The organism is Quatrionicoccus australiensis (genome assembly GCF_020510425.1).
Taxonomy (GTDB): domain Bacteria; phylum Pseudomonadota; class Gammaproteobacteria; order Burkholderiales; family Rhodocyclaceae; genus Azonexus; species Azonexus australiensis_A.
Map to the genome: position 1 here is coordinate 1,194,073 of NZ_JAHBAH010000001.1, position 13,941 is coordinate 1,208,013.

11 protein-coding genes and 1 tRNA gene are annotated in these 13,941 nt (G+C 61.1%); 3 read left to right on the forward strand and 9 right to left on the reverse strand.

The features are described 5' to 3' along the window. Window positions 1-6: 6 nt before the first annotated feature. Window positions 7-1,935: an ATP-binding cassette domain-containing protein gene (locus tag KIG99_RS05850; protein WP_226459293.1), complete on the reverse strand. Its 1,929-nt coding sequence runs from the start codon at window positions 1,933-1,935 to the stop codon at window positions 7-9. A gap of 119 nt (window positions 1,936-2,054) precedes the next feature. Then, the gene (locus KIG99_RS05855) at window positions 2,055-4,097 is read right to left on the reverse strand and encodes a methyl-accepting chemotaxis protein (protein ID WP_226459294.1); all 2,043 of its coding nucleotides are present in this window, start codon (window positions 4,095-4,097) and stop codon (window positions 2,055-2,057) included. A 94-nt stretch (window positions 4,098-4,191) separates the two neighbouring features. Between KIG99_RS05855 and KIG99_RS05860 the strand changes: the two genes are divergently transcribed. Further along, window positions 4,192-4,266 (forward strand) — tRNA-Arg (locus KIG99_RS05860). Between the two features lie 38 nt (window positions 4,267-4,304). On the opposite strand, the gene KIG99_RS05865 is transcribed toward KIG99_RS05860, so the two are convergent. Next, entirely contained in the window at window positions 4,305-7,238 is a 2,934-nt protein-coding gene (locus KIG99_RS05865) for a sensor domain-containing protein (protein WP_226459295.1), read from the reverse strand. A gap of 156 nt (window positions 7,239-7,394) precedes the next feature. Here KIG99_RS05865 and KIG99_RS05870 point away from each other — a divergent pair, with 156 nt between their 5' ends. Both KIG99_RS05870 and KIG99_RS05875 read left to right on the forward strand, forming a co-directional pair. Continuing rightward, a complete protein-coding gene (locus KIG99_RS05870) occupies window positions 7,395-8,171 on the forward strand; it encodes a spermine/spermidine synthase domain-containing protein (RefSeq protein WP_226459296.1) in 777 nt (258 codons plus the stop codon). 145 nt (window positions 8,172-8,316) lie between these two features. Next, window positions 8,317-8,592 (forward strand): hypothetical protein, encoded by a 276-nt coding sequence (locus KIG99_RS05875; protein WP_226459297.1) that lies wholly within the window; start codon window positions 8,317-8,319, stop codon window positions 8,590-8,592. 139 nt (window positions 8,593-8,731) lie between these two features. Here the strand turns inward: KIG99_RS05875 and KIG99_RS05880 are convergent, their stop codons facing one another. The 6 genes from KIG99_RS05880 to KIG99_RS05905 all read right to left on the reverse strand — a co-directional run bounded on the left by KIG99_RS05880 (window position 8,732) and on the right by KIG99_RS05905 (window position 13,938). Next, window positions 8,732-9,532: an ABC transporter ATP-binding protein gene (locus KIG99_RS05880; protein ID WP_226459298.1), complete on the reverse strand. Its 801-nt coding sequence runs from the start codon at window positions 9,530-9,532 to the stop codon at window positions 8,732-8,734. 16 nt (window positions 9,533-9,548) lie between these two features. Then, window positions 9,549-10,478, reverse strand: a complete 930-nt coding sequence (gene ntrB, locus KIG99_RS05885; protein ID WP_226459299.1) for a nitrate ABC transporter permease — start codon at window positions 10,476-10,478, stop codon at window positions 9,549-9,551. A 56-nt stretch (window positions 10,479-10,534) separates the two neighbouring features. Further along, a complete protein-coding gene (locus KIG99_RS05890; protein ID WP_226459300.1) occupies window positions 10,535-11,716 on the reverse strand; it encodes a CmpA/NrtA family ABC transporter substrate-binding protein in 1,182 nt (393 codons plus the stop codon). 382 nt (window positions 11,717-12,098) lie between these two features. Continuing rightward, complete coding sequence (locus KIG99_RS05895) at window positions 12,099-12,674, reverse strand: ANTAR domain-containing response regulator (RefSeq protein WP_226459301.1); 576 nt, start codon at window positions 12,672-12,674, stop codon at window positions 12,099-12,101. Window positions 12,675-12,682: 8 nt separating this feature from the next. Further along, complete coding sequence (locus tag KIG99_RS05900) at window positions 12,683-13,063, reverse strand: sirohydrochlorin chelatase (protein WP_226459302.1); 381 nt, start codon at window positions 13,061-13,063, stop codon at window positions 12,683-12,685. An 89-nt stretch (window positions 13,064-13,152) separates the two neighbouring features. Beyond that, the gene (locus KIG99_RS05905) at window positions 13,153-13,938 is read right to left on the reverse strand and encodes a type IV pili methyl-accepting chemotaxis transducer N-terminal domain-containing protein (RefSeq protein WP_226459303.1); all 786 of its coding nucleotides are present in this window, start codon (window positions 13,936-13,938) and stop codon (window positions 13,153-13,155) included. Window positions 13,939-13,941 lie beyond the last annotated feature (3 nt).

Consider the following 13,941-nt stretch of genomic DNA (forward strand, 5'->3'; position numbering starts at 1 on the left):
ATCGAATCAGGCGGGTTTGTCGCTGCGCGCCTCGAGAATCTCCCAGCGCTCAAGCAAGCCCATCAACTCGTCATCGATCAGCGCCAGCCGCTCGGCAGCCTTTTGCGCGCCCGCCGGATCGGTCTGGTAGATCGCCGGATCTTCGAGGCGCTTGCTCAGGCTGGCCTGCTCGTCCTCCAGACTGGAGATCTTTCCCGGCAACTCTTCGAGTTCGCGCTGTTCCTTCCATGACAACTTTTCCAGCTTCGGCTTGACCGGATCAGCCGCCTTGGCCGCAGACTGTTTGGCATCCGACTTCTGGCGAGCCGCCTCTTCCTTCTGCAGACTTGCCTTGTAGTTTGCCCAGTCGCTGTAACCACCGGCATATTCGCGCCACTGGCCGTTGCCCTCGGCGGCGATGGTCTGGGTTACCACGTTGTCGAGGAAAGTCCGGTCATGACTGACCAGGAACAGCGTGCCGGTGTAATTGGCGAGCAGCTCTTCGAGCAGTTCCAGGGTTTCGATATCGAGGTCGTTGGTCGGCTCGTCCAGCACCAGCACATTGGCCGGTTTGGCAAACAGGCGGGCCAGCAGCAGGCGGTTGCGCTCGCCACCGGACAGCGAACTGACCGGCGAACGGGAGCGCTCCGGCGCGAACAGGAAATCTTCCAGATAGCCGATCACATGCTTCTTGGCGCCACCGATTTCGACCCAGTCGGAGCCCGGTGAAATGACATCGCTCAGCGTCGAATCCGGATTCAACTGGGTGCGGAACTGGTCGAAATAGGCGACATCGATCTTCGTGCCCATGCGGACGATGCCGCTATCTGCCTGGAGTTCGCCAAGGATCATCCGCAACAGCGTCGTCTTGCCGGCACCGTTCGGGCCGATCAGGCCGATCTTGTCACCGCGCTGGATGCGAATGGAGAAATCATCAACGATGACGCGTTGACCGAAGCGCTTGCCGACATGCTCCAGCTCGGCGACCAGCTTGCCGCTCTTGTCGCCGGCGTCGAGCTGCAGATTGACCTTGCCCATGCGCTCGCGCCGCGCCTGGCGTTCGGCACGCAACTGGTCGAGACGCTGGACGCGGAAGACGGCCCGCGTCCGACGCGCTTCGACGCCCTTGCGGATCCAGACTTCCTCTTCCTTGAGCAACTTGTCGGCACGCGCGTTGGCCAGGCCTTCCTCGTGCAGTTGTGCTTCCTTGCGCACGCCGTATTCCTTGAAACTGCCCGGATAACTGGCCAACTTGCCGCGATCGAGCTCGACGATGCGCGTACAGACGCGATCCAGGAAGGAGCGGTCGTGGGTGATGAAGAACAAGGTGGTGTTGGTTTCGATCAGCAGGTTTTCCAGCCATTCGATGGCGGCAATATCGAGGTGGTTGGTCGGCTCATCGAGAAGCAGCACCTCGGGCGCCACGGCCAGCGCCTGGGCCAGGGCCAGGCGCTTTTTCTGACCGCCGGACAGGCTGCCGACATTGGCCTCCGGATCGAGGCCGAAACGGTCGATGACGCGCTCGGCCTGCGCCTCGTAGGTCCACGCACCACAGGCTTCAAGCTCGTGCTGCAAGGTTTCCATGCGATCCATCAGCGCCTCGTGATCGCCCGTGCCTTCGGCCATCTGATGCGACACTTCATGGTAGGCGGCAAGCAGCTTGGCGGCCTCACCCATGCCGGAGGTGACCGCCTCAAAAACAGTCTGATCGGGATCGAGCGGCGGCTCCTGCGGCACATAGCCAACGCGGATACCAGGCTGCACCCAGACCTCGCCGTCGTCGAGCTTGCCGCGCCCGGAGCCGGCGGCCAGCGCGGCCAGCAGCGACGACTTGCCGGTGCCGTTGCGACCGATCAGCGCGACGCGCTCACCGGGGTCGAGCAGAAAATCGGCATGATCAAGAAGCGGCACATGGCCGTAGGCGAGACAGGCATCGGAAAGTTTTAGGTAAGGCATGGCACCGGCTGAAAGCGGCGCCCCGGAGGCGCCGCGATGGAAAGAACCGGGATTCTATCCGCTCAGCGGCACTCCGGAAAAACATCCGGCAAAACAGACACGACTCGAACGCCTCCTGGTCAGAGCGTAAACCGCGCAAGCTGCGCCTGCAGGTCGCTGGCCAGGCGTTGCAGGTTTTGCGCCCGACCGCTGTTTTGCTGCGCCCGGCTGTTGCTGCCTTCTGCCGACTGGGCAATATTTTCGACCAGACGGGCGATTTCCTGACTGGCCGCGCTTTGCTCGCGCGTACTGTCGGCAATGCCGTGCACGACATTGACCGTCTCCTGCGCATGCTGATCGATGGTCAGCAGCGAATCGCCGGCATCCCGCGCCAGACCGACGCTGCCCGTCATGTTGGTGCTCACCGCCTGCATGCGCTGCACCGCGGTGCCGGTTTCCTGCAGGATGGCCGCCACCGTGGTCGAGATTTCCTGGGTCGACAGCGCTGTCCGTTCGGCCAGTTTGCGCACTTCATCGGCCACCACGGCAAAGCCGCGCCCCTGCTCGCCGGCACGCGCGGCCTCGATCGCCGCATTGAGCGCCAGCAGGTTGGTCTGATCGGCAATTTCCCGAATGACGCCGACCACACTGGAGATCTGCTTCGAACGCTCGCCCAGCGACTCGATCAACTGCGCCGAGTCGTTGATATCACTCGCCACCCGCTCCAGTTCGTTCATCGCGCGATGCACCACAGCGCGGCCACTGCCGGTAACCACCTTGGCCTCTTCGGAAATCTGCGCCGCATGATTGGCATTGTCGGCGACATGCGTGATGCTGACCGACAACTCCTCGACCGAGGCGGCAATGCCGGAAGCCGACTGCGAGGCCTGCGCGGAACTTTGCAGCGCCAGTTTCGCCGCCCCTTCCAGCTCATTGGCGGCGACCCCGACCTGGGCCGAGGTGGTCGCGACGCCACTCACCAGATTGCGCATGCTGCCGGCCATCTCGTTGAACGCATGGCCGATGGCATGCACTTCGTTACGGCTGCCGGCCTCGGCATCGCGCACCGATGCACGCAAGTCACCCGCACTGATGCGCGCTACTTCCTGGACCAGCAAGGACAGCCCGCGCAAGCGCGAACTGACCAGCAGATAGATCACCACCGCGAGCACCAGCGCTGCCACGATGCTGATCAGCACCAGAAGATTGCGCAAGGCATGGCTTTCCTCCAGGTACTCATCAAGCCAGCTACCGGTTGCCACCGTCCAGCCCCAGGCTGACGAGGTTGCGGCATAAACGATTTTTTCACGCTCACGCCCCGACTCATCGGGCAGGGAATAACGCAAGGCACCATTCTTGAGCTTGATCACCTCGGTAATTGCAGCCTTCGACGCGGCGGGCAAATCCAGTTCCGCCACAGTCTTTTCCTGGAACTTCGGATGCAGCACGAATTCGCCTATGGATTTTTCATCCGTCGGGCGCACGATATAGACATAGCCGGTCTTGCCGGCCTGCAGACTGCCAAACTGCGCACGCAGCCGTTGCAACTCGCCATCCAGCCCGATCCGTACCGAATAGGCGCCCCAGACCTTGCCATCCGCAGCCTTGAGGACCTTGACCGTACTGAAATTGTATTTGCCACCGCGAATCGCCAGTCCCTGATAGTCCTTGCCAGCCAGGACCGCCTTCGCGACCGGATCGTTGTCGCCAATCGGCACGCCATTCATCGACTTGCCGTCCTTGTCCTTCAACAGGGTATTCAGGCGGTAGAGCTTGCCGTCCTTGATTACCAGGAAAGCCGTTTCTTCACCGGTCAACTCCTTGAAAACCCGCAAAATCCGCTCATTGCCATTGAGTTGTTCGCCCCCCAGGCGAACAACCGGCAGATCAACCTCGCCGGTTCTGACCATCCCCTGGCCAAGCTCCGGCTTGCCGCCGGCATAGCGCAGAAAAAACTGCGACTGGTTTTCACCGCGCACCTTGATTGCCTCGAAAAGCGAATCCAGCGTACCAGCCATCAACTGGGCTTCATGCTGCAGATTTTTTTCGGCTACGACGATGGCTGCGCTGTCTGCCTTGATCTGGACGATGACGGTCATCACCGAAAAGACCAACAGCAAGGCAACCAGGGTAGCCACGATCAATTGTTGTGCGATGGGCCGGCGCTGAAGGGCTGCGAACATTTTTTGTCTCCCTGTCGTTCTTCTGATTCGCAGCAATCTATCACAAGGGAGGCGAGCACCGGTACAATGCGCGCCTGCCAGCCGGGCACGCGGCGCCTCCATAGTTAAATGGATATAACACGCCCCTCCTAAGGGCGAATTGGTGGTTCGATTCCACCTGGGGGTACCACAATCAGGCGCACCGCAAAAACGGGCCGACCGGTCAGATCAGCCGGCCAGCTGCGCAAGCATCGCCCTGGCCTCCGCGGCAGGCATCGGCTTGCCGAGCAGGTAGCCCTGGATCTCGCTGCAACCACGCGACAGCAAAAAATCCCTTTGCTCCTCCGATTCAACCCCCTCGGCAATGGTCCCCAGCCCCATCGAACGGGCCATCGAGATGATCGCGGAAACGATGGCGGCATCATTGGGATCGGTCGCGATGTCGCGCACGAACGAGCGGTCGATTTTGAGCTTGTTGATCGGAAACGACTTCAGGTAGGCCAACGAAGAATAGCCGGTACCGAAATCGTCGATGGCAATGCGCACCCCATGCCGTTTCAAACGCCCGAGAATCTCACTCGCCGTATCGGCATCCTCCATCAGTACGCTTTCGGTGATTTCCAACTCCAGCCGGTCCGGTGCCAGGCCTGCCGCCGCCAGCAAAGCCTCGATACGTTCGCCCAGCAGATGCTGGCGGAACTGGCGGCCGGAAAGATTGACCGCGATGCTACAGCGCCCAAGGCCGGCATCGTCCCAGCGCCTTAATTCGGTCAGTGCCGTGGCCAGTACCCAGTCGCCGATCGGCAGGATGAGGCCGGTTTCCTCGGCTATCGGGATGAACCGGTCGGGCGAAATCATGCCGCGCTCGGGATGCTGCCAACGCAGCAAGGCTTCCCAGCCGAACAGACAACCCGCGGCAAGGTCCCACTGCGGCTGGTAGTGGAGCAGGAACTCGCCCCGCTCAAGAGCCAGCCGCAGATCGTTCTCCAGGGCGATACGCTCCTGCACCTCGTCGTTCATGCGCGAGGTATAGAAAGTCCAGTTGTTGCGCCCGGCCGCCTTGACCTGGTACATGGCGGTATCGGCCTGCTTCATCAGGGTTTCGACATCACCTCCGTCATCCGGGTAAAGACTGATCCCCATCGAAGGTGGCGTGTGCAGGGTCTTGCCCTCAATCACGAAAGGCTGACCAAGGGTGGCGTGCACCTTGATCGCAACCAGGGCCGCATCATTCTGGCCATCGATATTCTCGACCACCACGACAAACTCGTCGCCACCGAGGCGAGCCACCGTATCCGACAGGCGTACGCTTGCCGTCAAACGGCGCGACACCTCGATCAGCAGTTGGTCGCCGATGTGATGTCCGAGCGAGTCGTTGATGTTCTTGAAGCGGTCGAGATCAATGAAGATCAGGGCCAGACGGCTGTCGGCACGAGCGGCCCGGAGCAGGGCCTGCCCCATTCGTTCCTTGAACATCAGACGGTTGGGCAGGCCGGTCAGATGATCGTGATGGGCCAGAAAATTGATCCGTTCCTCGTTTTCCTTGCGCTCCGAGATGTCGTAGAACAGGGCAACATAATGTGTTGTCCGGTCATTCTCCCGGATGGCATTGATGATGATCCACTTGGGGTAGAACGAACCATCCTTGCGCCGGTCCCAGATTTCGCCCGACCAGTGCCCATCTGCCAGCAACGCACGCCACAGCGCCTCGTAGAATGCCTTGTCGTGCCGTCCCGAAGCCAGGATGCGCGGCGTCCGACCGATAACTTCATCCGGCCGGTAGCCAGTCAACCAGGTAAAAGCCGGATTGACGTTGAGAATGATGCCGGCCGGGTCGGTCACCATAATCGCCTCGGCGCTGTATTCGAAGACCTTGTCCGACAGGCGCAGGCGCTGCTCGGCCTGGCGCCGTTCGCTGATGTCGTGAAAGGAAATTACTGCCAGTTGCTGACCGCCAACCTCGTGCGCCAGCGAAATGATGCAATCAACCGGAAAGATGCGTCCCGACACCAGGGCGCACACGGATGTTTCGACCGCCTCGCGCCCAGGTTCGCCGCTCAGCAAGCAACTGAACCCGCGGCATACCTCGGGCTCGCCACCGACGACCGGCGCTACCGACTGAACGATGGCATCAAGCGGCTGGCCGATGGCCTCCTGCTCACTGATACCAAAGAGGCGCTCGGCCTCCGGGTTGAGAAAAAGAATGGTGTGCGGCGGGTGGACCGCTACGCCAATAACGCCCTCAGCCAAGGAACGGATCAATGCCCGACTCAGTTCATTGGCTCGGGCATGAGCAGAGGCTTCCTCGAACTTCTTGCGCAACGTGATATCGAGCGCAATACCAAGATAACCGCGAATCTCGCCCTGCGTATTGCGCATCGCAGTGACTGAAAGAAGTACAGGCAAGCGTGAGCCGTCCTTGCGCACATAAGTCCATTCCCGCTCCTCGGCGATCCCCAGACGCGTCTTGGCAACGAAAACATCAAAACCGGGCTCGATCAGCACACCCAATTCACGACTCAGCTCCGGAGCGCGGGCAATCACTTCTGCCGGATCATGGATGATGCCTGGCGTGACTTTGCCAACCACTTCGTCGGCGCGATAGCCGAGCATTTTTTCTGCCGCACGGTTGAAACTGACGATGACACCGTCTATTCCCGTGGCAATGATCGAGAAGTTTGCACTCTGCAGAATGACCCGCTGCCACTCGGACAGATCCTGCAGGGAGTCCTGTTGTTGCCGGCGCTCCAGCTCGACAGCCATCCACTGGGCAAGCAATTTAAGAAAACCGAGGTCCCCCGCAGCAAGGGGTGCGGCCGGCAAAATGGGCTCGGCAAAGCAGAGTACCAGCTGCCGGCCAGCAATCTCGGGTAGCGGCTGGATCAGGCCACTGCCAGCGCAGGATAGGGCTGCACCAGAAAATACAGGCGAAGAAGCAGCAGCCAGCGCCGGGCCAAACCAGGCCGGAATCGAAGCGGCAGCCGTGGCAACGAGAATTTCGGGCGCGACCGGATCATCAAGCCGGATCAGCAGGCCGAGTGACATCCGGAAACTGCGACAGCCGAGTTCGAGCAAACGCCCAACCCGTTCCCCTTCGGGGAGCAGGCTCGTTGCCAAAATTTCGTTCAGCACCTCGAAATGCTTTTCGCCAGAAACCAGCATCCCTTCACTCTGCCTGTGTCATTGCGAATTACGCATTATGTCGAAAATTACGCATTATGCGCATTTTTGCCAATAATAGATCCCGCGTTGCTCCTTCGCTTTTACCCGAGGCCGCCTGGCTTTATGATGCGCCCTCTGTTCACAAGCCGCCCAGCCATGCGCCAATCGAAAAAGCCGCCCCGCCATTCCGTCGACATCAGTGAGGAAGCCGGCATTCGCTATCTGCACTTCGGTTCGGACTGGATTCAAGGCGCGATGCGCATTGCCCGGCCCTGGTCGCTGGAACTGGGTTACACCCGCGAGATGATGGCCGGACTGCTTTTGCGCCAAAGTGCGCAATGGCCGCGCCATGCGCTGCTGATCGGGCTCGGCGCCGGTTCGCTGGCCAAGTTCATTTACCGCTACCTGCCCGACTGCCGGATCACCGTCGTCGAGATCAATCCGCAGGTCGAATTTGTCGCCCGCCAATACTTCAAGCTGCCGGACGATCCGCAGCGCCTTGATGTCATCACCGGCTGCGGCGCCGATTACATGCTGGCGGGCGGGCGCCAGTTCGACTACATCCTGACCGACGGTTTCGATGCCGAAGCCAGCGCCGGCGCACTCGATACACTGCCGTTTTACCAGGCCTGCCGCAGCCGGCTGAGCGACGACGGACTGCTCGGCGTCAATCTGCTGGGTCGCAACAAGGGTTTCCAGGGCAGTGTCGAGCGTATCTGCACCGCCTTTGATGGCCGGCTTGCCGTTTTTCCATCCTGCGACAGCGGCAACACGATTGCCTTTGCCACGGGCGGCAAGCCTGTCGCTGTCTCGCTCGAAGCCATGCGCGAGCGTGCCGTGCAATTGAAAAAGGATAGCCGGCTCGACCTGCTGCCGACCATCAGCCGCCTGCAACTGAGCTACCCCTTGCCGGAAGGCATGCTGCGCATTTAGGCGGGATTCGGCCTTGCCTTATCGGCCGACAGAAGCTAAAAACAAGTTAGTCCTCCACCAAAAATTCTACAAGGCGGATAGAAAAACGATAACCGGCCATTGCACGAAAAAAGCCTTATCGCCTCACCTATCGAAGGAGGAAGACATGTTATCCATTCAGGACGTTCTTGATTACTGTGATCTCGACCGCGGCGAAATCGAAGCCATTGCGGAACATGAGCACATTCCCGTCACCGTTGCCGCCGAATTGAGCGAAGTGCTGCTCTGCTCCCCGGAAGGCGTTTGCCGCCTGCACACGATGATCATCGAAAACATGACGCACGCGCTGGAACAGGGCAAGTACGAACGCGTCAAGAACCTGTCGCAGACCTACGAGCACCTGCAGCGTACGCACCCGATTCCCACCCACATGAATCCCTGAAATCCCGCACTCCCCTGCGGGTTTCGACCAGCCAACCGACTGGTCATGCCCGGCCTTTGGTGCCGGGCTTTTTTACGCCGAAAAATGCCTTTTTCAGCACGTCGACCGTCCAGCGGCAATGCCGGACGGTCGACCTGGCTCAGGCGGCGACTTTCTCGACGTGCGCCTGTTTCTCGTAGAGGAACTCGAGCACGGCGGCGCGGTAACCGATGTAATCCTGGTCGTGCGCCAGGGTCAGCCGGTTGCGCGGTCTTGGCAGATTGACTTCAAGGATTTCACCGATCGTCGCGGCCGGGCCGTTGGTCATCATCACGATGCGGTCGGAGAGCAGCACGGCTTCATCGACATCGTGCGTGACCATGACCGTGGTGGCCCGGGTCGCTTCGCAGATTTTCATCAGCTCGTCCTGCAGGCGGGCCCGGGTCAGCGCGTCGAGGGCGCCGAACGGTTCATCCATCAGCAACACTTTCGGCTGCATCGACAGCGCCCGGGCGATGCCGACGCGCTGCTTCATGCCGCCGGAAATCTCGTTCGGGTACTTGCTGCTGGCGTGATCGAGACCGACCAGATTGATCGCTGCCGCGGTCCGCTCCTTCAGCTTCGCCTTGCCTTCCTTCTGGCCGAAGACGCGTTCGACCGCCAGGTAGACGTTCTCGAAACAGGTCAGCCAGGGCAGCAGGCTGTGGTTCTGGAAGACCACCGCCCGCTCCGGGCCCGGACCGGCAATTTCGCGGCCGTCGCAGAGCAGCACGCCGGTGGTCGGCTTGGTCAGGCCGGCAATCAGGTTGAGCAGGGTCGACTTGCCGCAACCGGAGTGGCCGATCAGCGCGATGAACTCGCCCTGCTTGATGGACAGGTCGATGTCGCGCAGGGCGACGAATTTGCCCTTCTTGGTATCGAAGGTCTGGCCGACTTTTTCCACGCTTACGAATTTTTCCATGATGTTCTCTCCTCGCTCAATCGGCTTCTTTGGTCAGCTTGCGGGCAAGCAGGATCAGGCTTTGCTCGAGAATCAGGCCGACGATGCCGATCACGAAAATGGCGATGATGATGTGTTCGACCTTGAGGTTGTTCCACTCATCCCAAACCCAGAAGCCGATGCCGACGCCACCGGTCAACATCTCGGCAGCGACGATAACCAGCCAGGCAGTACCGATCGACAGGCGGATACCGGTCAGCATGTAGGGCAGCACGGCCGGGAAGAGGATCTTGGTGACGACCTTCCACTCGGAGAGCGCCAGGACGCGGGCGACGTTGAGGTAGTCCTGCGGCACACGCTGCACGCCCTGGGCGGTGTTCATGATCATCGGCCAGATCGAGCAGATGAAGATGGTGTAGGTCGCGGCCGGGTCTGCCTTCTTGAACACGAGCAGGCCGATCGGCAGCCAGGCCAGCGGCGACACCGGACGCAGCAGGCTGATGATCGGATTGATCATCGCCGACAGGAAGGCCGAGCGGCCGAGGATGAAGCCGAGCGGAATGCCGACCACGGCGGCAAAGCCGAAGCCGATGCCGACGCGCTGCAGCGAGGACAAGATGTTCCAGCCGATGCCCTGGTCGTTCGGCCCGTTGCGGTAGAACGGGTCGGCGAAGAGCACGGTGGCAGCGTCCCAGGTCTGGCCCGGGCCGGGAATGCTGCCGCCCTTGAGGGTGGCGACATACCAGATGCCGATCAGGATCAGCATGCCGAGGCTGGGCGGCAGGATGGCGCGCAGCAGGTTGTTGAATTTCTCGCCCAGCGGCGTACCGCTGGGCTGGGACAGTGTTTTTTCCATTTTCTTTTCCTTGGCCGGTAGCGCGGCTTGCGCCACAACCGGCGGGCTGTTCGGCACATCGACCCGCGCCAGCGGGCTGACCAGATCGACACTCATCGTCGTTGCGCTCATGCTTCTCTCCTCGGACAGTCGTGATGCCGGCTGCAACCGGCATCACCTGCAGTCGATCAGGCCTTGACCTTGAAACCGTCGGCGTACTTGGCGGGATCCTTGCCGTCCCAGACCACGCCGTCGATCAGCTTGTGGCTGCGCATGTCGCTCTTGGGCAGGGCAACACCGGCCGCAGCCGCGCCCTGCTTGTAGATGTCGATGCGATTGACCTGCTTCGCCACCTCGAGATATTTCGGGTGATCCTTGAGCAGGCCCCAGCGCTTGTGCTGGGTCATGAACCACATGCCGTCCGACAGGTAGGGGAAATTCACCGCGCCATCGTTGAAGAACTTCATGTGATTCTTGTCGTCCCAGCTCTTGCCCAGACCGTTCTGGTAACGGCCGAGCATGCGCGCCACGATGACGTCGGTGTCGGTATTGACGTAGGACTTCTGGGCGATGACTTCGGCCGTCTTCTGCTTGTTGGCGAGCGAGGCATCGATCCACTTGCCGGCATCGAGAATGGCTGCAACCACGGCGCGTGCCGTGTTCGGGTTCTTCTGCACCCATTCGGCGGTAGTGCCGAGAATCTTTTCCGGGTGATCGGTCCAGATGTCCTGCGTCGTCGTTGCCGTGAAGCCGATGTTGTCGATGATCGCCCGGTTGTTCCAGGGTTCGCCGACGCAGTAGCCATCCATGTTGCCGACGCGCATGTTGGCGACCATCTGCGGTGGCGGCACGGTGATGGTCTTGACGTCCTTGAGCGGATTGATGCCCTGGCTGGCCAGCCAGTAATACAGCCACATCGCGTGCGTGCCGGTCGGGAAGGTCTGGGCGAAGGTGTATTCGCGCTCCTTCTTGGCAATCAATTTGGCCAGGCTGGGGCCGTCGACCGCGCCCTTGTCCTTCATCTGGTTGGACAGCGTGATCGCCTGACCGTTGGTGTTCAGGGTCATCAGGTTGGCCATGTCCTTCTTCGGCCCGCCAATGCCCATCTGCACGCCGTAGATCAGGCCGTACAGCACGTGGGCGCAATCGAGTTCGCCATTGACCAACTTGTCGCGCACCGAGGCCCAGGAAGCTTCCTTGGTCGGGATGATCTTGATGCCGTATTTCTCATCGAACTTCATGACCGAAGCCATCACCACGGAGGCACAGTCGGTCAGCGGGATGAAGCCGATACGGACTTCCTTCTTTTCAGGGGCATCCGAACCTGCGGCCCAGGCGCCGCTGCGAACACCGGGGGGTACCATGGCCATCAGAGAGGCTCCCAAAGCGGTTGACACGAAATCACGACGAGAAATCGAGGAGGTGGTCTGTTCCACCGGCTTGCTATCGTCCATTGCTTGCTCCTTTGATTGCGGGAATCCAGAAAACAAAACGGGCGTCACATCCGGCTGCCGGTCTGGCAGCGCGGATGGACGCCCTTGTCCTGTGAGTCGATACCTTTGACTCGCGCCCGGCCGCCATTGACCGTGCGTTAATGAACTGACTATCGCAATGGCCGTGCCAGGCCCGGAATATTTTTCTTAACCCCTTGCCGGATAAGCATTTTCTCGATTTTTTCGGGGTTGACCGCTGGCCGGCGCCAGGGCGATGAACGCACTATTGCAGTGCAGCAAGCGGCGATGCCGCACGCCTTTAGAGCAGTACGCGCGCCATGTCGATGACGTCGCGGGCGACTTTGGCCAGGGTCTGGCCGCGCTCCATGGCCAGCTTGCGCATGGCGTGATAGGCCGCATCCTCGTCGAGGCCGCGCGCCTTCATCAGCACGCCCTTGGCCTTGTCGACCAGTTTGCGGTCGGTGAGCTTGCGCGATGCTTCGTCGAGTTCGCGGCGCAGGGCCTGTGTATCCTCGAAACGGGCGCGCGCCACTTCGAGGATGGGCTTGATCCGCTTCTGGTCCAGGCCATCGACGATATAGGCGGAAACGCCCGCCTTGACTGCATCGCGGATACTTTGCTGGCCTTCTTCCTGGGTAAAGATGACGACCGGCCGCGGCATGTTGCGATGCATCGCGGCCAGGTTTTCCAGCGTGTCGCGACTCGGACTGTCGGTGTCGATCAGGATCACGTCCGGCTGCAACTTCTCGACTTCGGCCGTCAGGTTTTCCGAATCGGCCAGGATCGCGGCCACCTGGTAACCGGCGAGCGCCAGCCCGGCACAGATTTCTCCGGCCCGCGAGCGCGATTCATCAATGACAAGAACGGTCAGCATGCCTGAACTCAAGCAAGCTCCGAACCAGCCAGCAGCAAGGCGGCCTCGGCCATGGCCTGAACAACGACTTCATGTTCGCCGATCGCATTGCCGAGTGAAAACTCGACTTGCGGATAGGTCGACCGCAAGGCGGCCAGCATTTCCGGCAGTTCGCGTTTCAAATGGCCGCCGCGCGCGATGAACATCGGCAGCACGACGATGCGCCCGGCCCCGGCGGCAATCGCATCGGCCACACACTCGGCCAGGCTGGGCGTCATGAATTCGAGAAAGGCCAGTTCGACCGGGGTTTCCGGCACACGGCCACGCAGCAAGGCCTGGACGCGGCGCATCGGGCTCGCCCATTCGGGATCGCGGGCACCATGGGCAAAGAGGATCAAGGCTGTTTTCATCTGGGTACACTTTAACTGAAGAGGAAAGCCCGACTGCTACCGCTTCGGGCGTATTGACAGCCGATCAGAACACGCAGCGCCCCCTAAGTTCAGCCACGTACCAGCTTTTCGTAACGGCCGGTCAGGCCATCCATCACTTCGAGAATCCGCTCGCTGGTCGTTGCCACGTTACGCACCGCAAGCTCCCGTGTTTCCCTCCCGTTCAGGGCTTGCTCGAAGAACAGCCACTGGGTGTTGGCCAGTTCCAGTTCGACGCGGATTTCCGGCGTGTTTTCCGGTGCCTGGTTGAGTTCCCTGAGTGCCGCAACGAAGTCGCGCCGCGCCGCATCCAGTTCGCCCCGCAGCGCCTCGGAGACGATACCGGACTGCTCGACGAGAAAGCACTTGGCCATGCGCTGCGACAGCATGCGCTGCCGCCCCGAGATATTCACCAGATGCCCGGCCGTGCTGCCCGCCTGTTTTTCGTACAAACCGGTCAGCAGATGTGCCGCGCGCAAGGTCCGGTCGGACTCCGCCAGCACCAGGCGCAGATTTTCCGGCGTCCGGGGACGTCCAAGCACGTCACGATAGCCCCCCCAGGCGCGCTCCAGATCGAGCAGTGCGCCCTTGATCGCTTCGCCGGGAGCGATGCTCGCCAATTCGGCCAGCTGCGACTCGAACAGCCGCCGCGACTGCTCGAGCAAGACCTCCGCCTTCTGCGGCATCGCGCCCAGCACCAGCATGGTGAATGCCTTCGCCATGCGCTGCGACAACATGCGTTGCCGCCCGGCCTTGTTGATCGCCGCACCCAGCGACATGGCACCGCTTTCTGCGGCAAACAGCGGCCGAGCAACAAAACTGGAGAGCGCGCCAAGAACGAAGTTCCGGCGGCGCATTCC

Bases quoted from the DNA above. Each gene is read 5' to 3' on its own strand.
- KIG99_RS05855 (WP_226459294.1), bottom strand. From the start codon at position 4,097: ATGTTCGCAGCCCTTCAGCGCCGGCCCATCGCACAACAATTGATCGTG.
- KIG99_RS05880 (WP_226459298.1), bottom strand. From the start codon at position 9,532: ATGGAAAAATTCGTAAGCGTGGAAAAAGTCGGCCAGACCTTCGATACC.
- KIG99_RS05870 (WP_226459296.1), top strand. From the start codon at position 7,395: ATGCGCCAATCGAAAAAGCCGCCCCGCCATTCCGTCGACATCAGTGAG.
- KIG99_RS05895 (WP_226459301.1), bottom strand. From the start codon at position 12,674: ATGCTGACCGTTCTTGTCATTGATGAATCGCGCTCGCGGGCCGGAGAA.
- KIG99_RS05850 (WP_226459293.1), bottom strand. From the start codon at position 1,935: ATGCCTTACCTAAAACTTTCCGATGCCTGTCTCGCCTACGGCCATGTG.
- KIG99_RS05865 (WP_226459295.1), bottom strand. From the start codon at position 7,238: ATGCTGGTTTCTGGCGAAAAGCATTTCGAGGTGCTGAACGAAATTTTG.
- ntrB (WP_226459299.1), bottom strand. From the start codon at position 10,478: ATGAGCGCAACGACGATGAGTGTCGATCTGGTCAGCCCGCTGGCGCGG.
- KIG99_RS05900 (WP_226459302.1), bottom strand. From the start codon at position 13,063: ATGAAAACAGCCTTGATCCTCTTTGCCCATGGTGCCCGCGATCCCGAA.
- KIG99_RS05890 (WP_226459300.1), bottom strand. From the start codon at position 11,716: ATGGCCATGGTACCCCCCGGTGTTCGCAGCGGCGCCTGGGCCGCAGGT.
- KIG99_RS05905 (WP_226459303.1), bottom strand. From the start codon at position 13,938: ATGCGCCGCCGGAACTTCGTTCTTGGCGCGCTCTCCAGTTTTGTTGCT.
- KIG99_RS05875 (WP_226459297.1), top strand. From the start codon at position 8,317: ATGTTATCCATTCAGGACGTTCTTGATTACTGTGATCTCGACCGCGGC.